22 protein-coding genes and 1 riboswitch are annotated in these 21,868 nt (G+C 71.3%); of the genes, 13 read left to right on the forward strand and 9 right to left on the reverse strand.

Annotation, left to right across the window (positions count from 1 at the left end; translation table 11 throughout):
* Window positions 1-25 precede the first annotated feature (25 nt).
* Genes rfbF through LPC10_RS04135 form a run of 5 tightly spaced genes read left to right on the forward strand, consistent with a single transcriptional unit; the run spans window position 26 to window position 4,654 of the window.
* Window positions 26-793, forward strand: coding sequence for a glucose-1-phosphate cytidylyltransferase (gene rfbF / locus LPC10_RS04115; protein ID WP_231345578.1), 768 nt, complete (start codon window positions 26-28; stop codon window positions 791-793).
* Complete coding sequence (gene rfbG / locus LPC10_RS04120) at window positions 793-1,899, forward strand: CDP-glucose 4,6-dehydratase (RefSeq protein ID WP_231345579.1); 1,107 nt, start codon at window positions 793-795, stop codon at window positions 1,897-1,899. The genes rfbF and rfbG overlap by 1 nt, the downstream gene beginning before the upstream one ends.
* Window positions 1,896-3,125: a class I SAM-dependent methyltransferase gene (locus LPC10_RS04125; protein ID WP_231345580.1), complete on the forward strand. Its 1,230-nt coding sequence runs from the start codon at window positions 1,896-1,898 to the stop codon at window positions 3,123-3,125. Before rfbG ends, LPC10_RS04125 begins: the two co-directional genes overlap by 4 nt.
* Window positions 3,126-3,131: 6 nt before the next feature.
* Complete coding sequence (locus tag LPC10_RS04130; RefSeq protein WP_231345581.1) at window positions 3,132-3,665, forward strand: dTDP-4-dehydrorhamnose 3,5-epimerase family protein; 534 nt, start codon at window positions 3,132-3,134, stop codon at window positions 3,663-3,665.
* A complete protein-coding gene (locus tag LPC10_RS04135) occupies window positions 3,662-4,654 on the forward strand; it encodes an NAD(P)-dependent oxidoreductase (RefSeq protein ID WP_231345582.1) in 993 nt (330 codons plus the stop codon). The genes LPC10_RS04130 and LPC10_RS04135 overlap by 4 nt, the downstream gene beginning before the upstream one ends.
* Here LPC10_RS04135 and LPC10_RS04140 read toward each other — a convergent pair.
* The 6 genes from LPC10_RS04140 to LPC10_RS04165 form a co-directional block, all read right to left on the reverse strand.
* Window positions 4,629-5,027 (reverse strand): response regulator, encoded by a 399-nt coding sequence (locus LPC10_RS04140; protein ID WP_231345583.1) that lies wholly within the window; start codon window positions 5,025-5,027, stop codon window positions 4,629-4,631. The two genes, LPC10_RS04135 and LPC10_RS04140, sit on opposite strands and share 26 nt — an antisense overlap.
* 231 nt (window positions 5,028-5,258) lie before the next feature.
* Window positions 5,259-6,509: an adenosylmethionine--8-amino-7-oxononanoate transaminase gene (locus LPC10_RS04145; protein ID WP_231345584.1), complete on the reverse strand. Its 1,251-nt coding sequence runs from the start codon at window positions 6,507-6,509 to the stop codon at window positions 5,259-5,261.
* A gap of 189 nt (window positions 6,510-6,698) precedes the next feature.
* Window positions 6,699-9,545, reverse strand: a complete 2,847-nt coding sequence (gcvP, locus tag LPC10_RS04150; RefSeq protein WP_231345585.1) for an aminomethyl-transferring glycine dehydrogenase — start codon at window positions 9,543-9,545, stop codon at window positions 6,699-6,701.
* A gap of 174 nt (window positions 9,546-9,719) precedes the next feature.
* Window positions 9,720-10,082: a glycine cleavage system protein GcvH gene (gene gcvH, locus LPC10_RS04155; protein WP_133089880.1), complete on the reverse strand. Its 363-nt coding sequence runs from the start codon at window positions 10,080-10,082 to the stop codon at window positions 9,720-9,722.
* Between the two features lie 26 nt (window positions 10,083-10,108).
* Complete coding sequence (gene gcvT / locus LPC10_RS04160) at window positions 10,109-11,287, reverse strand: glycine cleavage system aminomethyltransferase GcvT (protein WP_231345586.1); 1,179 nt, start codon at window positions 11,285-11,287, stop codon at window positions 10,109-10,111.
* 144 nt (window positions 11,288-11,431) lie between these two features.
* A riboswitch (glycine riboswitch) is annotated at window positions 11,432-11,534 on the reverse strand.
* 58 nt (window positions 11,535-11,592) lie between these two features.
* A complete protein-coding gene (locus LPC10_RS04165; RefSeq protein ID WP_231345587.1) occupies window positions 11,593-11,814 on the reverse strand; it encodes a hypothetical protein in 222 nt (73 codons plus the stop codon).
* Window positions 11,815-11,915: 101 nt separating this feature from the next.
* On the opposite strand from LPC10_RS04165, the gene LPC10_RS04170 reads away from it, so the two are divergent.
* Complete coding sequence (locus LPC10_RS04170) at window positions 11,916-13,079, forward strand: aminotransferase class I/II-fold pyridoxal phosphate-dependent enzyme (protein WP_231345588.1); 1,164 nt, start codon at window positions 11,916-11,918, stop codon at window positions 13,077-13,079.
* 8 nt (window positions 13,080-13,087) lie between these two features.
* Here LPC10_RS04170 and LPC10_RS04175 read toward each other — a convergent pair whose 3' ends face one another.
* Window positions 13,088-13,948, reverse strand: a complete 861-nt coding sequence (locus tag LPC10_RS04175; RefSeq protein WP_231345589.1) for a C40 family peptidase — start codon at window positions 13,946-13,948, stop codon at window positions 13,088-13,090.
* A 311-nt stretch (window positions 13,949-14,259) separates the two neighbouring features.
* Here LPC10_RS04175 and LPC10_RS04180 point away from each other — a divergent pair, with 311 nt between their 5' ends.
* Complete coding sequence (locus LPC10_RS04180; RefSeq protein WP_108938830.1) at window positions 14,260-14,631, forward strand: hypothetical protein; 372 nt, start codon at window positions 14,260-14,262, stop codon at window positions 14,629-14,631.
* 4 nt (window positions 14,632-14,635) lie between these two features.
* Here the strand turns inward: LPC10_RS04180 and LPC10_RS04185 are convergent, their stop codons facing one another.
* Both LPC10_RS04185 and LPC10_RS04190 read right to left on the reverse strand, forming a co-directional pair.
* The gene (locus tag LPC10_RS04185; RefSeq protein WP_231345590.1) at window positions 14,636-15,322 is read right to left on the reverse strand and encodes an SDR family oxidoreductase; all 687 of its coding nucleotides are present in this window, start codon (window positions 15,320-15,322) and stop codon (window positions 14,636-14,638) included.
* A 65-nt stretch (window positions 15,323-15,387) separates the two neighbouring features.
* Window positions 15,388-16,104 carry an MgtC/SapB family protein gene (locus LPC10_RS04190; RefSeq protein WP_231345591.1) on the reverse strand — a complete coding sequence of 239 codons (717 nt, stop codon included), beginning with the start codon at window positions 16,102-16,104 and terminating at the stop codon, window positions 15,388-15,390.
* A 293-nt stretch (window positions 16,105-16,397) separates the two neighbouring features.
* On the opposite strand from LPC10_RS04190, the gene LPC10_RS04195 reads away from it, so the two are divergent.
* Genes LPC10_RS04195 through LPC10_RS04220 form a run of 6 tightly spaced genes read left to right on the forward strand, consistent with a single transcriptional unit; the run spans window position 16,398 to window position 21,718 of the window.
* On the forward strand, window positions 16,398-17,393 hold the full coding sequence (locus tag LPC10_RS04195) for a MoxR family ATPase (RefSeq protein WP_231345592.1): 996 nt from the start codon (window positions 16,398-16,400) through the stop codon (window positions 17,391-17,393).
* Between the two features lie 5 nt (window positions 17,394-17,398).
* Window positions 17,399-18,328, forward strand: a complete 930-nt coding sequence (locus tag LPC10_RS04200) for a DUF58 domain-containing protein (protein ID WP_231345593.1) — start codon at window positions 17,399-17,401, stop codon at window positions 18,326-18,328.
* Window positions 18,329-18,361: 33 nt separating this feature from the next.
* Window positions 18,362-18,820: a DUF4381 domain-containing protein gene (locus LPC10_RS04205; protein ID WP_231345594.1), complete on the forward strand. Its 459-nt coding sequence runs from the start codon at window positions 18,362-18,364 to the stop codon at window positions 18,818-18,820.
* 5 nt (window positions 18,821-18,825) lie between these two features.
* A complete protein-coding gene (locus tag LPC10_RS04210) occupies window positions 18,826-19,845 on the forward strand; it encodes a VWA domain-containing protein (protein ID WP_231345595.1) in 1,020 nt (339 codons plus the stop codon).
* 11 nt (window positions 19,846-19,856) lie between these two features.
* Entirely contained in the window at window positions 19,857-20,780 is a 924-nt protein-coding gene (locus LPC10_RS04215; RefSeq protein WP_231345596.1) for a VWA domain-containing protein, read from the forward strand.
* Window positions 20,780-21,718 (forward strand): tetratricopeptide repeat protein, encoded by a 939-nt coding sequence (locus LPC10_RS04220; RefSeq protein ID WP_231345597.1) that lies wholly within the window; start codon window positions 20,780-20,782, stop codon window positions 21,716-21,718. The genes LPC10_RS04215 and LPC10_RS04220 overlap by 1 nt, the downstream gene beginning before the upstream one ends.
* Window positions 21,719-21,868 lie beyond the last annotated feature (150 nt).

A 21,868-nucleotide genomic window follows, 5' to 3' on the forward strand; every position in this document is an offset into this window, starting at 1 on the left:
CGACACACAACCTCGGAGACCAGCCGTGAAGGCCGTGATCCTTGCGGGCGGGCTCGGCACGCGGCTCTCGGAAGAGACCGTGGTGCGCCCCAAGCCGATGCTGGAGATCGGCGGACGGCCGATCCTCTGGCACATCATGCAGATCTTCGCCGCCCATGGCGTGACCGAGTTCGTCATCTGCCTCGGCTACAAGGGCTACGTCATCAAGGAGTTCTTCCTCAATTACCGCCTGCACCTGAGCGATGTGACGCTCGACCTGGGCCGGGGCGACGTGCAGTTCCACCGCTCGGCCGCCGAGGATTGGAAGGTGTCGCTGATCGAGACGGGCGACGCCACCATGACCGGTGGGCGCCTGAAGCGGGTGCGCGACTATCTCGGCGACGATGATTTCTTCATGACCTACGGCGACGGCGTCGCCGACATCGACCTGACCGCACTCGCTGCCTTCCATCGGGCGCATGGGCGGCTGGCGACGCTCACGGCCGTGGTACCGCCGGGCCGCTTCGGCGCCCTCGACCTCGCTGGCGATGCGGTCCGCAGTTTTCGCGAGAAGCCGGCGGGCGACGGGGCCACCATCAACGGCGGCTTCTTCGTGCTCTCGCCGCGTGTGCTCGACCGGATCGCGGGCGATGCCACCGTGTGGGAGAGCGAGCCGCTGGAGAGCCTCGCCCGCGACGGGCAGCTCCACGCCTACCACCATACCGGCTTCTGGCAGGCGATGGACACGCTGCGCGACAAGAAGCACCTCGAAGAACTCTGGGCCCGCGGCGACGCGCCCTGGAAGGTGTGGTGATGGCGGCCCTCAACCCCGATCCCGCCTTCTGGGCGGGCCGGCGCGTTCTTCTCACCGGCCATACCGGGTTCAAGGGCGCGTGGCTGAGCTTGTGGCTCGCCCGGCTCGGCGCCCAGGTCACCGGTTTCGCCCTTCCGCCCGAGACGCGGCCGAACCTGTTCGAGGCGATCGGGTTCCCGCCCCAGCACTCGCGCATCGGCGACATCCGCGACTTGGCGGCGCTCACGAAGGCCATGACGGCGGCCGAGCCCGAGATCGTAATCCACATGGCGGCGCAGGCCCTGGTGCGGCCCTCCTACGCCGACCCGGTCGGCACCTTTGCGGTCAACACGATGGGCACCGTCCACCTGCTGGAGGCGGCGCGGGCGGTGCCGGACCTGCGCGCCGTCGTCGTCGTGACGAGCGACAAGGCCTACGAGAACCGGGAATGGCCCTACGCCTATCGCGAGACCGAGGCGATGGGCGGGCGCGACCCCTACAGCGCCTCGAAAGGCTGCGCCGAACTCGTGACGAGCGCCTATCGCGCCTCGTTCTTCGGGGCTGGCGGCCACCCGGCGCGGATCGCCAGCGCGCGGGCGGGCAACGTCATCGGCGGCGGCGATTACTCGCTTGACCGGCTGATCCCCGACATCGTCCGCGCCTTCGGGGCGGGCGAGTCCGTCGAGATCCGCGCGCCCCATGCCATCCGTCCCTGGCAGCATGTGCTGGAGCCGCTGGCCGGCTACCTGCGGCTGGCCGAATGCCTCGCGGGCACCGACGGCGACCGCTTCGCCGAGGGCTGGAATCTCGGGCCGGCGGACGAGGATTGCCGACCCGTCTCGGATCTCGTCGAGCGGCTGGCGAAGGGCTGGGGTGAGGGCGCCGGCTGGCATCTCTCGCAGAAGACCCACCCGCACGAGGCGGCCTATCTCAAGGTCGATGCCTCCAAGGCCCGCGCCCGGCTCGGTTGGGACCGGCGCCTGACCCTCGACACCGCGCTCGACTGGACCGCCGCGTGGTACCGCGCGGCTGCCGCCGGCGCCGATCCCCGCTCTCTGGCCGAGGCCGAGATCGCGCGCTACGAGGCGCTGGGCCAGCCTGGCGCCCCCATCGGAGTCCGAGCGTGACCACTCCGTCCTGCCGCGCCTGCGGCGCCGCCCTGACCCGCACCTTCTGCGATCTCGGGCTGTCGCCGCTCGCCAACTCCTACGTGACGCCCGAGCGGCGCCACCGGGGCGAGATCTTCCACCCGCTCCACGCCTATGTCTGCGACGCCTGCTGGCTGGTGCAGCTCGAAGCCTTCGAGAGCCCCGAGGCGATCTTCTCGGATTATGCCTACTTCTCCGGCTTCTCCGCCGGCTGGCTGCGGCACGCGGAAAGCTACGTCGACGCGATGATCGCGCGCTTCGGCCTCGGGCCGGAGAGCAAGGTCGTGGAGGTCGCGAGCAACGACGGCTACCTGCTGCAATACTTCGTCAGACGCGGCGTGCCGGTGCTCGGGGTCGAGCCGGCGGCCAACGTCGCCCGCGTGGCGGTGAAGCGCGGCGTGCCCACGGACGTCGCCTTCTTCGGCCGCGACACAGCCCGCCGGCTCGCCGCAGCGGGTCACAAGGCGGACCTGACGGCGGCCAACAACGTCCTCGCCCACGTGCCCGACATTCTCGATTTCACCGCGGGCTTCGCCGAGATCCTGAAGCCGGAGGGGGTCGCGACCTTCGAGTTCCCGCACCTGCTGCAGATGATCGAGCATCGGCAGTTCGACACGATCTACCACGAGCACTTCTCCTACCTCTCGCTGTGCGTCGTGATGGGCATTCTCCAGCGGCAGGGCCTGCGGGTGTTCGATGTCGAGGAGTTGCCGACCCATGGCGGCTCGCTGCGTGTCTTCGCCTGCCACGAGGGTGGCGTGCATCAACCGACTGCGGCACTGGAACGGGTGGTGCTCTCTGAGTGGAGTGCGAACCTGTTCGACCCCTCCGGCTACGCCGGTTTCGGACCGGCGGCGGCCGACATCAAATGCGAGGCCCTGCGCTTCCTGATCGAGGAGCGGGCGGCGGGCCGCACGGTCTGCGCCTACGGCGCGGCAGCCAAGGGCAACACCTTCCTCAACTATTGCGGCATCGGTCCGGAGCTGATCCGGGCGGTGGCCGACCGTTCGCCGCACAAGCAGGGCACATGGCTGCCCGGCAGCCGCATCCCCGTGGTCTCGCCCGACGAACTTTTGGCGATGCGCCCCGACACGGTGCTGATCCTGCCCTGGAACCTCAAGGATGAGATCGCCGGAGAGATGGCCGCGATCCGCGAATGGGGCGGGCGCTTCGCTGTCGCGATCCCCGAACTGACAGTGTTCTGAAGCGCGATGATCTTCGAGGAACTCGAACTCCCCGGCCTGTTCCGGGTCCGGCCCGAGCCGCACCCGGACGAGCGTGGCTTCTTCGCCCGCACCCATTGCGAGAGCGACTTCACGGAGCGCGGGCTGGTCGGGCGCTTCGCGCAATCGAGCGTCTCGTTCAACCACCGCCGCGGCACCGTGCGCGGGATGCACTTCTCCAAGCCGCCCCACGCCGAGACCAAGCTCGTGCGTTGCACGGCCGGCGCGATCCACGACGCGGTGATCGACCTGCGGCCGGGCTCGCCGACCTATCGGTGCACCGCCTCCGTCACGCTCTCGGCCGCGAACCGCCACGCCCTCTACATCCCGGCCGGTCTCGCCCACGGCTTCCAGACGCTCAGCGACGACACGGAAATCCTCTATATGATCGACCGGCCCTTCGTGGCCTCCGCCGCCGACGGGGTGCGCTGGGACGATCCGGCCTTCGGTCTCGCATGGCCCGAGCCGGTCACCGTCATCGCACCGCGCGATCTCGCTTTTCCCGATTGGGCGGGGCGGTGAAGCGGGTTCTCGTCACCGGAGGCGCCGGCTTCGTCGGGCGCCACGCGGTCGCCGCTTTGGCCACTCGTGGTTTTGAGGTCCACGCCCTCGGCCGGACCGCGCCGGAGGGTATCCAAGCCTTCCACGCCGCAGACCTGCTCGATCCGTCTCAGCGACGCGCCGCCGTGCAGGCCGCCTCGGCGAGCCATCTGCTCCACCTCGCCTGGGTCACCACGCCCGGCCGCTACTGGCAGGCGCCGGACAATCTCGATTGGACCGCCGCGAGCCTCGACCTCGTGCGGACCTTTCGCGAGGCCGGCGGCATCCGTGCGGTCGTGGCCGGGACGTGTGCCGAGTACGATTGGACGGAGATCGACCGGCTGCCGCGCGCAGAACTGGAATCCCCCTCTCCCCCCCTGCGAAGCGAGGGGGATGAAGCGGCGATCCAGTCGGGTCATCTTGTCGAATCCGCCCTCTGCCGCCCTGCCACGCTCTACGGTGCCGCCAAGGACGGCCTGCGCCGCATCCTACACGCATACGCGGCCACCACCGGCCTCTCCTTCGGCTGGGGGCGGCTGTTCTACCTCTACGGTCCCGGCGAGACGCCGGGCCGGCTCGTCGGCGATGCGGCGCGGGCGCTGCTCGCGGGCGAGCGCCTCGCCACCAGCGAGGGCCGGCAGCGCCGCGACTTTCTCCACGTCGCCGACGCGGGCGCCGCCTTCGCGGCCCTGCTCGACTCGGGCGTGGAAGGCCCCGTCAATATCGGCTCGGGCGATGCGGTGCCGGTGCGGACCATCCTGGAGTCGATCGGTACGCTGACCGCGCGGCCGGACCTGATCAATTTCGGCGCGCGCCCGCTCGGCCCGACGGAGCCGGCCTGCATCGAGGCCGACATCCGGCGCTTGGCGGACGAGGTCGGTTTTTCCCCGCGCTACCGCCTCGGTCCGGGCCTGGCGGAAACGGTGGCGGGCTGGCGCGAAGCGCTCAGCAGCTCGGCATCAAGCCCTTGAGACGGGCCAGGATGTCTTCGCCCGCGCAGGGCCGGGCAAGGAACTGTGCGCCGGCCGGCATGCGCTCGGGATCGGGCGAGGCGCGGCCGGAGACGATCAGGATCGGCAGGTTCGGCCGGGCCTGGGCGACGGAGTTCGCCAGTTCGAACCCGTCGACCCGCCCCGAGAGCTGCACGTCGGTCACGAGACCGCAGATGTCCGGTCGCGCCTGAAGGATGGACAGCGCGCGCTCGGCGGACGCGCATTGCACGGTGTCGTAGCCGCCCTCCTCCAGCACGTCGCCAAGGTCCATGATGGTCAGGGCCTCGTCCTCGACGATGAGGATGACGGGACGGTCGGCTTCCGGATTCGTCGTCTCGGTCTGGCTCGCCACCTTACGCTCTCCCCGATTTGCTCCAGCGACCCGAATTGTTCGCAGACTTGTTGTTCGCGGACCCACCGCTCGCAGACATCGCTCGCCGACTTGGCCGTTTCCCGTGGCGGGCGCCGCTGCGCTGCGGTGGTCCAACGAGTAACCCCGCTGCGGGTTGCAGGGTCCCGAAGGGTGTCCGTCGCTTATCCCGCGAACAAGCCTGCGAGCCCTGCGCCGGAGGACCGGCCCGCCTCAGGCAGTGGCCTCCGTCACGGCCGTCACCGCCGCGATCAGGCGGTCGAGATCGTCCGAATCGATGCTCAGAGCGGGGGTGAGGTAGACGATGTTCCCGAACGGCCGCACCCAGACGCCGCGCTCGACGAAGCGCCGCTTCAGGTCGGCGAGATCGGGGGCGTTCGCGAACTGCACCGCGCCGATGGCGCCGAGCACCCGCACGTCTCGCACGCCGGACAGCCGGCGGAGCGGCGCGAGGCCCGCCTCCAGGCGCGCGGCGATGGCGCGGGCTTGGGTCAAGCGGGGCTCGAGCTCGAACAGGTCGAGGCTGGCATTGGCCGCCGCGCAGGCGAGTGGGTTCGCCATGAAGGTCGGGCCGTGCATCAGGGCCGCCGCGGGATCGTCCGACCAGAAGGCGGAGAAGATCTCGGTGGTGGTCACCGTCGCCGCGAGCGCCATCGTGCCGCCGGTCAGCGCCTTCGATAGGCAGAGGATGTCGGGCACGATGCCTGCCTGCTCGCAGGCGAACATCGTCCCCGTTCGGCCGAAGCCGGTGAAGATCTCGTCGGCGATGAGCGGCAGGCCGTGGCGGCGGGCGAGGCGCGCGACGGTGGCCAACACCTCCGGCGGATGCGTTAGCATCCCGCCCGCGCCCTGCACCAGGGGCTCGACGATCACCGCCGCGAGTTCGTGGCGGTGGTGGGCGAGCGCCGCGTCGAGGGCGGCTTCCTGGCCTGCGTCGCCCGGAAGCTCGCAAAAGACCTGGCTCGGCAGGTAGGCGCCGAAGCGGCGGTGCATTCCCTCCTCGGGGTCGCAGGCCGACATCGCGCCCATGGTATCGCCGTGATAGCCGCCGCGGAAGGCCAGCACGCGGGTGCGGCCGGTCTCGCCGCGGTTGAGCCAGAGCTGCACCGCCATCTTCAGCGCCACCTCGACGGCGACCGAGCCGGAATCGGTGAAGAAGACGTGGTTGAGTTCACCCGGCAGCATCGCGGCGAGGCGCGTGCCCAGCCGCTCGGCCGGGGCATGGGTGAGGCCGCCGAACATCACGTGCGGCATGCGCAATAGCTGATCTGCCATCGCCGCGGCGATATAGGGATGGTTGTAGCCGTGAACGGCGGTCCACCACGAGGCGATGCCGTCGATCAGTTCCCGCCCACCCTTGAGCGTGATGCGCGTGCCCCGCGTCGCGATCGCCTCCAGCGGCGGCGCGGCCGTCTTCATCTGGGTGTAGGGCCGCCAGAGGTGGTGCTGATTGAGCGCGGTCATGGGCGGGGGATGAGGGGTGGGGGCCGCCGAGTCAAACGCACAGCCGACCCCCTGTGCGGGCGAGGGTAGCCCCCGAGAGCGGCCGCGTGAGGGGAGCGCCGCTTCCGGACGGGCCCGTGCCAGCCTTCGCCTCCTGCTTCGCAGACCCCCTCCCCCCCGGCAGAGGGGGGCGGGGTTCAGGCGCGCGATCTACTCCGCCGCCTCACCATACGCCTCGGTCGGCGGGCAGGAGCAGACGAGGTTGCGGTCGCCGTAGGCGTTGTCGACGCGATTCACCGGCGGCCAGTACTTGTCCATGCGCAAGGACCCCGACGGGAAGCATGCCTCCTCTCGCGAATAGGGCCGTTCCCAGGCGCCGATCAGGTCCTGTACCGTGTGCGGCGCGTTCTTGAGCGGGTTGTTCGCTCGATCCATCCGCCCCTCCTCGATCGCCCGGATTTCTTCCCGGATCGCCAGCATGGCGTCGCAGAAGCGATCGATCTCGGCCTTCGTCTCGGATTCAGTCGGCTCGATCATCAGCGTACCGGCCACCGGCCAGCTCATGGTCGGCGGGTGGAAGCCGCAATCGATCAGGCGCTTGGCGATGTCCTCGACGGTGACGCCCGCGCTCTTTTGGAACGGGCGCACATCGACGATGCATTCATGCGCCACGCGCCCGTTCCGGCCGGCGTAAAGGATGGAATAGGCCCCATCGAGCCGCCGGGCGATGTAGTTGGCGTTGAGGATCGCCACCCGCGTCGCCTGGGTCAGGCCGCGCCCGCCCATCATCAGGCAGTAGCTCCACGAGATCGGCAGGATCGAGGCCGAACCGAAGGCGGCGGCCGAGACCGCGCCTTCCTCGCCCGAGCGCGGATCGGAGGGCAGGAACGGGATCAGGTGCGTCTTGACGCCGATCGGCCCCATGCCCGGCCCGCCGCCGCCATGCGGGATGCAGAAGGTCTTGTGCAGGTTGAGGTGGCTGACATCGGCGCCGATATCGCCAGGCCGGGCCAACCCGACCATGGCGTTGAGGTTGGCCCCGTCGAGATAGACCTGGCCCCCGTGCCGGTGGACGATGTCGCAGAGTTCGCGCACCCGCGCTTCGAACACGCCGTGGGTCGAGGGATAGGTGATCATGCAGGCGGCCAGCTTGTCCGCGTGCTGCTCGGCCTTCTTCGCAAAATCCTCGACGTCGATATTGCCGTGGGCGTCTGCCCCGACCACCACCACGCTCATGCCGCACATCTGCGCCGAAGCCGGGTTGGTGCCGTGGGCAGACGACGGGATCAGGCAGACCGTGCGGTGCCCCTCCCCGCGCGAGAGGTGGTAGCGGCGGATGGCGAGCAGCCCCGCATACTCGCCCTGCGCGCCGGAATTCGGCTGCATCGAGATCGCGTCGTAGCCGGTGATCGCGCAGAGCTTTTGCGAGAGGTCGTCGATGAGCTCTTTGTAACCGAGCGCCTGATCCTCGGGCACGAAGGGGTGCAGCTCCGAAAATTCCGGCCAGGAGATCGGCAGCATCTCGGCGGTGGCGTTGAGCTTCATCGTGCAGGAGCCGAGCGGGATCATCGCCCGGTCGAGGGCGAGGTCGCGATCCGCGAGGCGGCGCATGTAGCGCGTCATCTCGCTCTCGGCCCGGTTCATGTGGAAGATCGGGTGGGTCAGGTATTCCGAGGTCCGCTCCAGTTCGGCCGGCAGACGCGGCTCGGGATAGGCCTCGTCGTAGGCGAGATCGGTGCCGCCGAAGGCGCGCCAAACCGCCTGGATGATGTCGGGCCGGGTGCGCTGATCGACGCTGATGCCGATGCGGTCGGTGCCGATCCGGCGCAGGTTCACGCCGTTCTCGACCGCGCTCTTCAGGATCACGCCCTGGAACGCGCCGACCCGAACGGTGACCGTGTCGAAGAAGTGCGCGGGCTCGACCGTGAAGCCGAGCTTCTCCAGGCCCGCGGCGAGGCGCACGGCGTCGCGATGGACCCGCAGGGCGATTGCCTTGAGGCCGGCCGGTCCGTGATAGACCGCGAACATCGAGGCGATGACCGCGAGCAGCACTTGGCTGGTGCAGATGTTCGAGGTCGCCTTCTCGCGGCGAATATGCTGCTCGCGGGTCTGGAGCGCGAGGCGATAGGAGCGGTTGCCGCGGGCATCGACCGAGACGCCGACGATGCGGCCGGGCAGCGCCCGCTTGTGGGCGTCTCGGGTCGCCATGTAGGCGGCGTGCGGGCCGCCGTAGCCCATCGGCACACCGTAGCGCTGCATCGAGCCCACCGCGATGTCGGCGCCCATCTCACCCGGCGCCTTCAGCAGCGTCAGCGCCAGCGGGTCAGCCGCGACCGCGGCGAGTGCTCCGGCCTCATGCAGCGCGGCGATGAGAGCGGAAAAGTCGTGAACGGCGCCGTTCACGCCGGGATACTGGAACAACGCCCCGAAGACGGCGGACGGGTCCAGATCCGCGAAGGGATCGCCGACCACGATGTCCCAGCCGAGCGGCGCGGCGCGGGTCCGCAGCACGGCGATGGTCTGGGGCAGGCAGTCGCGATCGACGAAGAAGGCGTTCCTGTCCGACTTCGCCACGCGACGCGCCATGCCCATGGCCTCCGCCGCGGCAGTTGCCTCGTCGAGCAGCGAGGCGTTGGCGACGTCGAGCGCGGTGAGGTCGCAGACCAGGGTCTGGAAGTTGAGGAGCGCCTCCAGCCGGCCCTGGCTGATCTCGGGCTGATACGGCGAGTAGGCGGTGTACCAAGCCGGGTTCTCGAAGATGTTGCGCTGGATCGCCGGCGGCATGGTCGTGCCGTGGTAGCCCTGGCCGATCAGCGAGACGAGCAAGCGGTTCTTGTTGGCGGTGGCGCGCAGCTTCTCCAGCGAGCGCCGCTCGGTCAGAGACACCCCGAAATCGATGTATTCCGCCTGCCGGATGTCGGGGGGCAGCGTCTCGTCGATCAGCGCGTGCAGCGACTTCGCGCCGACCGTCTCCAGCATCTGGTCGATCTCGGAGAGCTTCGGGCCGATATGGCGGCGGGCGGCGAAATCGAAGGGATCGTGGCGATCGTATTTCATGAGGTGCCTCTCGGGCGAATGGGCTGAGCACCCCTCTCCCCTCCGCGAGAGAGGGTGGCCGCCGAGGGGGTCGGGAGAGGGGAGCGACCTTTCCGGAGGGACCTGAGCCGGCCCCTCACCCGCCTGCTCCGCCGGCACCCTCTCCCGCAGAGGGAAGAGGGCTCACCAACTGCGCTACTTCGCGAACTCCGCGTAGGCGGCCTCGTCCATCAGCCCGTCCATGGCCGACGGATCGTCGAGCTTGAGCCGGTAGAGCCAGCCGCCGCCCTGCGGGTCGGCACCGACCGAAGCCGGATCGGAGACCGCCGCCTCGTTGACCTCGGTGACCTCGCCGGAGAGCGGGGCGTAGACGTCGGAGGCCGCCTTGACGGACTCGACCACGGCGGCCGCCTCGCCCTTGGTGAGCTTCGCGCCGACCTTCGGCAACTCGACGAAGACGAGGTCGCCGAGCTGTTCGGCGGCATGCGCCGTGATGCCGACCGTGGCGACGTCGCCGTCGAGGCGCAGCCATTCGTGCTCGTCGGTGAAACGCAGCATGGTTCGAACTCCTGTCACGAGTAGGATCAGCCGCGCTTGAAGCCGGCCGGGACGAAGGGAAGCGGGGCGACGACGAGCGGCAGCCGCTGGCCGCGCAGTTCCGCGAACACACGGGTGCCGGGGGCGGCGAGCGCCGCCGGCAGGATGACCATGGCGACGGGCGCGCCGACGCTCGGCCCGAAGCCGCCCGAAGTGACGCGGCCGATCGAATCGCCGCCGGACTCCGCGGCAAAAAGCGGCGCATGCGCCCGCACCGGCGCGCGGCCTTCCGGGCTCAGGCCGACGCGGCGGCGGGCAGGGCCCGCCTCCATCTCCGCCAGGATGCGGTCCGCGCCGGGAAAGCCGCCCGCGCGGGCGCCGCCGCGGCGGCGGGCGGGGGAGATCGCCCAAGCGAGACTGGCCTCGATCGGGCTGGTGCCAGCGTCGATATCGGCACCGTGGAGAGGGAGACCGGCTTCGAGACGCAGGGAATCGCGGGCACCGAGGCCCACCGGCATGACCTCGGGCGCGGCGAGCAACGCCTCGGCCACCGCCTCGGCTTGCTCGGCCGGCACGGCGATCTCGAACCCGTCCTCGCCGGTATAGCCGGAGCGGCTGACGAGACAGGGTGCGCCGAGGATCTCGACCGCGCGCACGTCCATGAACCGCATCGCCGCGATGTCGGGGGTGAGGCGGGCGAGCACGTCCGCCGCCTTCGGCCCCTGGAGCGCGATCAGCGCATCCGGCAGCAGCGTCGCCTCGATGCCGTCGGGCAGGTGCGCCCGGATCCGGGCGAGATCGGCCGCCTTGTTGGCGGCGTTGACGACGACGTGCAGCCGATCGGCCAAGCGCGCGACCATCAAGTCGTCGAGGATGCCGCCAGCCTCGTCCGTCAGGAAACCGTAGCGCTGGCGCCCGATGCCGAGCCCGAGGATGTCGATCGGGACCAGTGCTTCGAGGGCGCGGGCCGCCTCCGCGACATCGCCCGAGCGGGGCGTCAGCGCGATCTGGCCCATATGCGAGACGTCGAAAAAACCGGCGGCCGCCCGCGTATGCAGGTGCTCCTTGAGCAGCCCGGCGGGGTACTGCACCGGCATCGCGTAGCCCGCGAACGGCACCATCTTGGCGCCGAGACGCAAATGGAGCGCGTGCAGCGGCGTCTGCGCGAGGGGGTCAGCGGAAAGGGGGGCTGCAGGGCTCACGGCCCCGGCGGCTTGCAGGCTCATCGGGCACTCCACGACAGACGGATCTTGCCCGCCGGCCGGCTGGCAAGTTGCCCCCATCTGTCGCGCTTACCTGAGAGCTTCCCTCACTCCGCAGAGCGAGGTTTCTCCTTCGGTGGACGCCGGTCGGCGCCTCTCTCCAGATTGTCCAACGATACGGTGATTGTGCCTGAGAGTTTCCGGGGGTCGTTGCTCCGTCGGCGCCATAACCCCTCTTTACGAGCGGTCTGGGCTCTCCCGTATCGTCTGTATCGGACGGCTGGAGGCTCGCACGGTGCGAACCGCGCGGCAACCCGCCGGCGTGACGATCACCGTTGCATGTTGCGGAAGCGGCAATAGCCGCGAAAGCTTTGGTAGCCCGCCGGGCAGCGGCGGACGCAGGCCCCGTCCGCGTATTTCAGCGGCGGGCGGCAGGCGTTGCGGAAGCGCTGCTCGCCGAACAGGTAGTCCTGAGCGGGGCCGGCCAGGACCGGTGCCGGGGCGGTGGAAGCCCCCGCCAGCATAACAAGGGCAAGGAGGGCGCGCATCATGGCCGTGTGTTCCGAGAGAGCAGGGGCAACGCGCCGCCCTGCGCCGGGTTCGCACCGGCCGTCGGCTTGACAACCACCGGACCCCGTCGCCTTGAGGCCTCATGTCACCGAATCCCTCGTCGAACCCATCGAACAGCCTCGACGCCTTTGCCGAGGAGAAGCTCGCCGGCCTGGAGGCGGCCGCCCTGCGCCGCCGGCTGGCGGTGACCGCCCGCGGGCCGGGCGCGGCGGCGGAGCGGGGCGGCCGCGGCCTCGTCTCGTTCTCCTGCAACGATTATCTCGGCCTCGCCCATGATCCGCGGGTGATCGCGGCGGCCACGGAGGCGCTGGCGCGCTACGGCGCGGGCGCGGGCGCCTCGCGTCTGGTGACCGGCAACGCGCCCCCGCTCGCGGCCCTGGAGGAGCGGCTCGCCCGGTACAAGGGCAAGGAGGCGGCCCTCGTCTTCGGCTCCGGCTACCTTGCCAATCTCGGCATCGCCCCGGCGCTGGTCGGCGCGGGCGACCTGATCCTGATCGACGAACTCGGCCATTCCTGCCTGTTCGCGGGGGCGAAGATGTCGGGCGCGCCGGTCGTGCGCTTCGGCCATAACGACCTCGCGCAGATGCGCGCGGGTCTCGCCGCGCATCGCGGCGCGGCGCGGCGGGCGCTGATCCTGACCGAGCGGGTGTTCAGCATGGACGGTGACCGGGCGCCGCTGCCCGAGATCCTGGCGCTCGCGGCCGAGTACGACGCCTGGACGCTGGTGGACGACGCGCACGGCCTCGGCGTGGTCGAGCCCGGCCTGCGGGCGCCGCTCGAAATGGGGACGCTGTCGAAGACGCTGGGCTCCTACGGCGGCTATCTCTGCGCCTCTCAGGCCGTGATCGATCTGCTGACGAGCCGGGCCCGCAGCCTCGTCTATACCACCGGACTGCCGCCGGCCTCCGCCGCCGCGGCGCTCGAAGCCCTGGCCATCGTCGAGGCCGAGCCGGAGCGCGCCGCCCGGCCCTTGGCGCTCGCCCGCCGCTTCACCGCGAGGCTCGGGCTGCCGGAAGCGGAAAGCCCGATCGTGCCCGTCCTGGTCGGCGCGGCGGAAGCCGCGCTCGCCCTCTCTGCGGCCCTGGAGGCGCGCGGCTTCCTCGTCGTCGCGATCCGTCCGCCGACGGTGGCGCCGGGCACCGCGCGCCTGCGGGTCGCCTTCTCGGCGGCCCATGACGAGGGGCAGGTCGATGCCCTAGCCGAAGCGCTGGCCGAACTCGCGCCCCACACCGTCCGCGCCATCTGAAGCGACGGTCAGGCGGAGAGATCGAGCCGCCGGATCGAGGTGACGGCGCCGAAGCTCTTGGCGGCAATGCGCTCGACCGCCTCGCGCAGGGGCTCGACCGCCACCGCCATGTGGTGGCCGTTGGCGTGGATCAGCCGCTCGGCGTCGAGCATCAGCCCGACATGCCCCTTCCAGAACACGAGATCACCGCGTTGCAGACCGTCGAGCCCCGGCGGCAGGGCCTCGCCGAGGGTCCGCTCCTGCTGGTCGGCGTCGCGCGGGCAGGCGTGCCCGGCCATATCCAGGCAGAGCTGTACGAGGCCCGAGCAATCGAGGCCGAGGCTGGTGCGTCCGCCCCAGAGATAGGGCGTGCCGACGAGCCGCTCGGCGGTGGCCGCGAAATCCGGCTCGGCGGTCTCAAACGGCACGGCATGGCCAGCGAAGACGAAGCCGCCGCCGGCAAGTTGCCAATACTCGCCCTCCTGCGCCTGCGCCGCTAAGGCGGCGCCGAGGCTCAGATGGGCCACGTGCGGGCGCTTCAGGTCGGGTGCCGGATAGACGAAGGTGCGCAAGCTCGCGACTCGATGGGTCGGCGCCGGATCGACCGGACCGAGCGCCGCCTCCGGCAGGTAGCCGACATAGCCGTCGCGGGCGATCTGCACCCAGGCGAAGCCGTCACGGATCTCGAACACGCTCACCGCGTCACCCATCACCGCCTCGGTGTCGAGTCCGGCGTCGAGGCGCGGCGCGCGGCGCAGGGGCGCGGAGGGCACGGCGACCCGCGCCGGCGCGCCCGCGACGTAGCGCTCGGCCGCGACGACGCCCTTCAGGCGGATATCGGCGAGGTCGGACCGGGCCGGGGTAAGGCGGGGATCGGAGGTGTCTGGCATCGTGAGACCGGGGGTGCCGCAGGATCGGGGCGGGATTCGGGATGGAGGTCTCTCGAAGCCGCGAATTTCCGCACGATGATCGCCCCGACGAGCGCGACATCCATGTGCTGCGCTGCCGCGACACTTTGACCATCGCGGGTCATACCGACCGGGTGGCCTCGTCAACGAATGTGCTGGCGGGGCTGCGGATTGGCGCGCATCCTGCAACCTCGACGAGCGGGGCGTCCGCCCGGCAGCCATGCGGCCGGCGGTCCGTCACGTCCGATTTGCGTGCACTGCACAAAGCGGACGGGCCGTCCTATGATCGGTGCATGAAGACCGCGAGTCGTGCCGTGAAGAAAACGCCCAAGAGCTTCCAGGATCTGCCTCCGATCCGGGTGCGGCGCGAGCCGCCGACCGTGGCCGAGGCGGTCGCCGCCGCGCAGGATCTCGCCGACGATGTCGACCAGCAGGTGGAGATCGCCTGCGGGCTGATCGGCCTCGGTCCGGACGAGGTGCGCCCGCACGTGGTCGCCGCCGCCAAGGCTGCGGCGGCGCGGCCCGCCCATCGTCCCCAGGAACAGCGCATCCTGGCCCCGACGAGCCCCAACCGGGCGCCGCCGCGCGCGGTCATCGTCGAGCGCCGCAGCCGCCCGACGGTGGTGGTCGAGCGCCGCAGCCGGCCCCTCGACCCGCGCCGCTGAAGCCTCACCAGGGCAGCGTTTCGCCCCGGTAATCGAGAAAGGCGAGATCGGTCCGGCCCGCCCTCGCCTCGATCACGTCCGCTAGTCCGGCCGCGCTCGTCGCCACATCGAGATCGGCCCCCTCGCCGCCCATATCGGTGGCAACCCAACCCGGATGCAGCAGGAGCACGCCGAAATCGCGGGCTGCGTGACGCGCCGCGAAGCTCCGGGCATTGGTGTTCAGCGCCGCCTTGCTCGCCCGGTAATTCTCCCAACCGCCCTCGGTGTTGAGGCCGACGCTACCGAGCACAGAGGACATGAAGGCGAGCGTGCTGCCGGGCGCCAGCCGGTCGCGGAAGGCCTCGGCGAACAGGATCGGGCTCACCGCATTGGTGAGGAAGATCTGCGCATGGACGGCCCGCGACACGGCGTGGAGCGGTTGGTCCGACTCCATCACGATGCCGGCCACGACGAAGATCAGGTCGAACCGTTCGCCCGCCAACCGCTCGTGCAGGGCAGTGACGGAGGCATCGTCGTCGATATCCACTGCCTCCACCCGCAGGCCCTGCGCCGTGAGCGGTTCGAGGCCGGGCGCCGCTCCGCGCCGGGTCGCGGTGACCCGCCAGCCGCGCCGCAGAAAGGTTTCGGCGAGCCCGAGCCCGAGGCCACGGGAGGCACCGACGATCAGGGCATGCTTTTTCGAATGGGTCATGATGGCTCGTCCGCGTCTGCACGCTCCTGCGCAATGACGGCGGTACGCCCAGCCTCAAGGTCGGATCAATCCCCCGTCTGTACCGTCCAGGTCGCGTGGCGCACCTCCGGCCGCTTCGCCAGATCGGCCACGACGGCGTCGAGATCCTTGGCATGCGCCGTCCGCGCGGTCAGCGTGGCGATGACGTCCACGCTGCTCTCGCCGCGCTCCTCGACCTCCGTCGTGCCGACGGGATAGTCCGCCGCCTCCAGGCGCTCGACCAGCAGGTCGCGGGCAAGTCCGGCGGATTCGGCGGGCACCGTCACCTGCACCTCGTAGGTCGCCTCCGTGGCGCTCTCGTCGATGGGGATGCGGTCGATCAGGTTGACGAGCGGACGCAGCAGCGTGTTGCCGGCCAGCACGGCGAGGGTGACGAAGCAGGCTTCCAGCGGCAGGTCGGCCCCGGAGAAGGCGCCGACGGCGGCCGCGCACCAGAGGGTCGCGGCGGTGTTGAGGCCGCGCACGTTCATCCCCTCCTTCATGATGACACCGGCGCCGAGGAAGCCGATGCCGGAGACGACGTAGGCGACCACGCGGGTCGCCCCCTCGCCGCCGGTCAGCCGCATGCCGAGATCGACGAAGGCGGCGGCGCCCAGCGCCACCAGCACGGCGGTGCGCAGACCCGCGCTGCGTTGCCGGTACTGCCGCTCGACCCCGATCAGGGTGCCGAGGCCGAAGGCGACCGCGAGGCTGATGCCGGAATTCAGGGCTTCGGGCGTGGGAAAGGGAAACGGGCCGGGCATCGAACCTTTCGGGATCTTTTCGGGGTCGCGCGGTTTTCCGCTGTCGCACGAGCGTGACGGTTGCGTGACGAAACGTCACCGATCGGCGCATCCCCGGTCGAATACGGTCAATTTGCCCGTGGCCAGGGTCGTGATGCGGGATTGACGCGGCAACCGGGCAGCGGGCACACCGGCAGAATTGTGGGACCTATAAGAAAAACCCACGCTGAGGAGACGCGCATGCGGCAGGATTGTTCTCCTGCGACGAGGGCCGAGGCTCGACCGGCGCAAGGGATGCAGGCAGAGGCGCTGGCATGAGCGTCGAGGCACTCGCCCGGCCCGCGGCAGGGTCTCCCCCCGTTCGCGACCGCATCCTCCAACTTCGCGACGGATTGAGCCACGGGCTGATCGGCGCCGACAAGCTGGTCGAGCGCCTGCTGATCGGGCTTCTGACCGGCGGCCACCTGCTGATCGAGGGTGCGCCGGGTCTCGCCAAGACCCGCGCGGTCAAGCGCCTGTCGGACGGGCTCGACGGCTCCTTCGCCCGCGTGCAGTGCACGCCCGACCTGATGCCGGCCGATCTGACCGGCACCACCGTCTGGCGCCAGGATGCGGGCACCTTCGAGTTCCTGCCCGGTCCTCTGTTCCACTCGCTGATCCTCGTCGACGAGGTGAACCGCGCGCCGCCGAAGGTGCAGTCGGCCCTGCTGGAGGCGATGGCGGAGGGGCAGATCACCGTCTCCGGCCACACCCACCGCCTGCCCGACCCGTTCATGGTGGTGGCGACGCAGAATCCGATCGAGCACGCGGGCACCTTCCCGCTGCCCGAGGCGCAGCTCGACCGCTTCCTGCTCCACGTCGTCGTCGAGATGCCCGACGAGGCCTCCGAGCGCCGCATCCTCGACCTCGTCGAGGGTGAGCTGAACCACCACGCCGAGGCGATGCCGGTGAAGCTCTCGGTCGCCGAGGTGATCGCCGCCCGCGAGGCCGCGCTTGCCACTTACGTCTCGCCGGCCCTCAAGGATTATCTCGTGCGGCTCGTGGCCGGCACGCGCACCGATGCGGTGGCGCCGGAGCTGCGCGCGGCGATCGAGCACCCGGCCTCGCCGCGCGGAACGCTCGCGCTGATGGTCGCGGGCAAGGCGCGGGCCTATCTGCACGGCCGCGACCACGTCGTACCCGAGGATATCTCCGAACTCGCCGCCGACGCCCTCTCCCACCGCATCGGCCTGACCTGGCGCGCGGCGGCCGAGGGACGCACCACGCGCAGCATCATCGACGGGCTGGTCGAGCGGACGCGGGCGCTGTAGCCGCCATGACCGCGACCGCGGCCCCCGCGAGCGACCCGACCGACGCCCCCGGCATCCATCTCTCCGGCGCCGGGCTGATGAGCCTGCGCCATCTGGCGCGACGCGGCGTCTCGCCCGCAACCCGCACCATCGCCGGCCTGCCGGGTGGCATCGTCACGCGGAAGCGCGGGCGGGGCTCCGAGCCCGACGACGTGCGGCCTTGGTCCGAGGGCGACGACCGCCGCTTCATCGACCGCAACGCCACCGCCCGCACCGGCGAGCTGCACGTGCGCACCCACCACGACGAGCGCGACCGCGCCGTGGTGCTGCTCGCCGATTTCCGGCCCTCGATGCTGTTCGGCACCCGCCGGGCGCTGCGCTCGGTGGCGGCGGCGGAGGCGCTGACACTCCTCGGCTGGCGCATCGTCGGTGACGGTGGGCGCATCGGCCTGATCGCGGCGGGGACGGCCGAGCCCTCGGTGGTGCGCCCGGCCGGCGGCGAGCGGGCGATGACCGCCGTCACCGGGGCGATGGCCCATGCCCACGCCACAGCCCTTGCCCGACCGGCGGCGGACGATCCGCCGCTGACCGACACCCTCGCACTCGCCCGCTCGCTTCTGCCGTCGGGGGGACACCTCGTCGTCGCGACGGCCCTCGATGCGCCGGGGCCGGATTTCGAGAACCTGATCACGGCGCTCGCCGAGCGGCTGTCGATCCGCCTGCTCCTGGTCAGCGACGCCTTCGAGCGAATCCGGCCGCCCGGCTTCTACCCCTACGCCCTACCGGACGGACACCGCGGCACCGTCCAGGCCCGCCGCGGGGCAGCAGCTCCCGATGACATCGATCCGCGTCTCGCCCGCCTCCACGCCTGCGGCGTCGAGGGCCTGCGCATCGATGTCGAGGCCGGGCCGGAAAGCTACGCCCCTCTGATGGAGCGGCTCGATGCGGTGCTGTGAGGCAGGGAGAGGGGATGCGCGGAGGGGTGAGGGATGACCGCCTCCCCCGATCTCTCCGCCCTGCGCGGCCTGCACCTGCCCACCGGCGGCACCGGCGCGGTGCAGCCCGAAATGGTGGCCGCCATCGCCCTCGGCTTCGGCCTCGCGCTGCTCGTGGGTGGGATCCGCCTGCTCCGCGCCCGGCGCGGTGCCTCCCTGCGCCGGACGGCCCTGCAGGAGCTGGCACGCGCCGCGCGGCTCGATCCCGAGGCCCGGCGCGTGGCGCAGGCCCGTCTCCTGCGCCGCGTGGTCCGCACCCTGAAGGGCGAGGAGGCGGCGCGCGCCCGCGGCCCGGCCTGGGTCGCGACGCTCGATGCCACCTTCGGCACCGATTTCTTCCGCAACGGTCCGGGCCGCGCCTTCGCCGACGACCTCTATCGCCGGCCCGCTTCCGTGGATTCCGCCGCCATCGATGCCGGCCTCGGCCGCCTTCTCACACAGATCCGGGCCTGACCCGAATGCCCGCCTGGTTCACGGCCTTCGTCTCCGCCTTCGACTTCGCGACCCCGCTCGCGCTGCTGCTCCTGCTCCTGCCGCTCGCCGCCCGGCTGATCCCGCCGGAGCGCGAGGGCGGCAGCGGCGCCTTGCGCGTCCCGCCCTCCCTGGTCCTCGGCGCCGAGCGATCCGAGTCCATCGCGGCCCGCGGACGGCGGCGGCTCTGGCTCATCGGCACGCTCTGGGTCGCGCTCGTGGTTGCGCTGGCCGGGCCCCGCCTCGTCCTGCCCGCCACCGCGCTCCCGGCCTCGGCCCGGGAGATCGTGCTCGCCCTCGACCTGTCGGGCAGCATGGAGCGGAAGGATTTCTCGCTCGACGGGGAGACGGTGAGCCGGCTCGCGGCGGTCAAACGCGTCGGCGCCGAGTTCATCCGCCGCCGGGCGGGCGACCGCATCGGCCTCGTCGAATTCGCCGATCAGGCCTACGTCGCCGCCGCTCCCACCTTCGACACCGCCACCGTCGCCCGCACCCTGGAGGAGGCGACCATCGGCCTCGTCGGGCGCTCCACCGGCATCGGCGACGGGCTCGGCCTCGCCCTCAAGCGCCTCGCTCCGGCGCAGGTCGCCGCCGCGGACGGCAGCGGTCCGCCGCCGTCCCGCGACAAGGTCGTGATCCTGCTCTCCGACGGCGCCAACAATGCCGGCCAGACCGCGCCCAAGGACGTGGCGGCGCTGGCCAAAGACCTCGGCGTGCGGGTCTACACCATCGCGCTGGGGCCGATCGACATGGCCGACAACCCCAACAACGAGCAGGACGTGGTCGATGTCGAGACCCTGCGGGCCATGGCCGAGACCAGCGGCGGGCGGGCGTTCCGGGTGAAGACCACCGACGACCTCGAGGCGGTCGCCAACGCCATCGACGAGCTGGAGGGGGGCCGGGCCAAGGCACCACCGCTGCCGCTGCGGCGCGACCTCTGGCCCTGGCCGGCGGCGGTGGCCTTCCTCTGCGCCTGTGGGCTGCTGGCGACGCGGCGCCGGATCTGATCGGGAATCGCATGATCGAATCCCTCACCCTCCTGCGCCCGCTCTGGTTTCTGGCGCTGCCCGTCGTGGCCGTGCTGGCGCTGCGCGCCGCGTGGCGCTCGGCGCCGCTGGGCGATTGGAACAAGGCGGTCGATCCCCACCTGATGGCGCTGCTTGCCCGAAGCGGCGCCCTGCTCGGCGGGCGGCGGCAGGCCAATCTCGCCGCCGCGCTCGCCGCGGGCATCCTGGCGCTCGCGCTCACCGGGCCCGCGGTCGAGCGCCCGGAAGCCGCGACCTTCCGCAATCTCGACGCCACGGTGATCGTGCTCGACCTCTCCCGCTCGGTCATTGAGGGCGGGCGCTTCAAGGAGGCGCGGCAGGCAGCGCAGGCCGTGGGGGAGGCCGCGGGCACCCGCTCGCTGGCGCTGGTCGTCTATGCGGGTGACGCCTACACCGCCCTCTCGCCCACCCACGACCGCGAGACGCTGGCTACCACCCTGTTCGCGCTGGACGCCGACACCGTCCCCGACCGGGGCAGCCACCCGGAACGCGGGCTGGCGCTGGCCCGCCGGACGCTGACCGAGGCCAACGTCGTCGCCGCCGACGTAGTGCTGATCTCCGACGGTGACGGTATCGGGCAGGCGGCCGAGCGCGAGGCCGCCGCGATCCGCGACAAGGGCTGGCAGCTCCACGCCCTGTTCGTGCCGGCCGCCAAGGCGCTGCCGGCCGGTGCGCCGCGTCCGGACCGGACCGCCCTCGACCGGCTCGCGACGGCGGGCGGCGGGCGCGCCGCCGATATCGACGGCCCGAAGGCGGTGCTCGACCGCGTCGGCGCCTCGACCGCGCAGCATCTCGCGGCGGGCGGTTACGGCGTGCTCGCCTTCGCCGATCTCGGTCGCTGGCTGCTCTTGCTGGCGCTGGTGCCGGCGCTCTTTCTCTTCCGACGGAGCGCGTGATGTCGGCGCCCCTTCCGCCCCGCCACTTCGCCGGAGCAACGCCCTTGCGGCGGGCTCTGCCGATCGCTTTTCCTCGCCACTGGCGCAAGCTCGCGCGCATCGCCGGCCTCATGCTCGCCGGGCTCGGCATTCTCGGCCTGTTGCTGGTGTCGGAGCCGCGCACGACGCTGGGCCGCTTCCTGATGGCGGTCGGGCTCCCCGGTGCGGCGGTCCGTGTGTTCGATGTGCCGGCATGGCGTGCCGCCGCCCTCTACGAGGCCGGGCAATACGGCGAGGCGATCCCGCTGTTCCGCGCGCAGGGGAAGCGCGGCGCCTACAATCTCGGCAACGCACTCGCCCGCTCCGGCGACCTGAAGGGTGCGCTCGACGCCTACGACGAGGCGCTGACCTACAACCCGCGCGACGCCGACGCGCAGGCCAACCGCTCGCTGATCGCGAAGGCGCTGGAGGAAGAGATCGACCGCGGCAAGGGCGGCGGCATCGCCAACGCCTCGGCGCATTATGGCGCCCGCTACAACAACACCGCCAACCAGGACCAGAACGACGACATCCGCTCCACCTCCAGCGGCGAGGGCCTGGCCGGCAACAAGGAGGCGAGCTCTTCCGCCTCGCTTCCCGGCACCAGCCCGGTGGCGCGGCGCGGCAAGGCGGAGCAGCAGGCGGTCGATTCCGGCAAGGGTCAGGCCCGCGGCTCGGCGAGCGACGCGGCCGGCCGCGGGCGCCAGGGCGCCGGCTCGGCTATGGTCGCAGCCGCCCCGGAGCGCGAGGCGCGCCGTGTGACGAAGAGCTTCGAGGCGCACGAGATCCACCCCGACCGGCTCTGGCTCCAGACCCTACCGGACGAGCCCGGCCGTTTCCTGAAGCTGCGCCTCAAGGCCGAGCAAGCCCGGCGCATCGAGGCTGGCACCGCCATCCCGGGAGGCAGCAACCCGTGGTGATTCTTTTCGACGTTCTCCGGCGCTACGCGAACACCCCTCCCCCCTTTGCGGGGGAGGGTGCCTGCGGAGCAGGCGGGAGAGGAGGCGACGCGTCCGGATATGGCGCTCCCCACACCCGACCCGCTTCGCGGGCCACCCTCTCCCGCAGAG

Origin of the sequence: Methylorubrum sp. B1-46, from assembly GCF_021117295.1 — a bacterium.
Classification (GTDB): Bacteria; Pseudomonadota; Alphaproteobacteria; order Rhizobiales; family Beijerinckiaceae; genus Methylobacterium.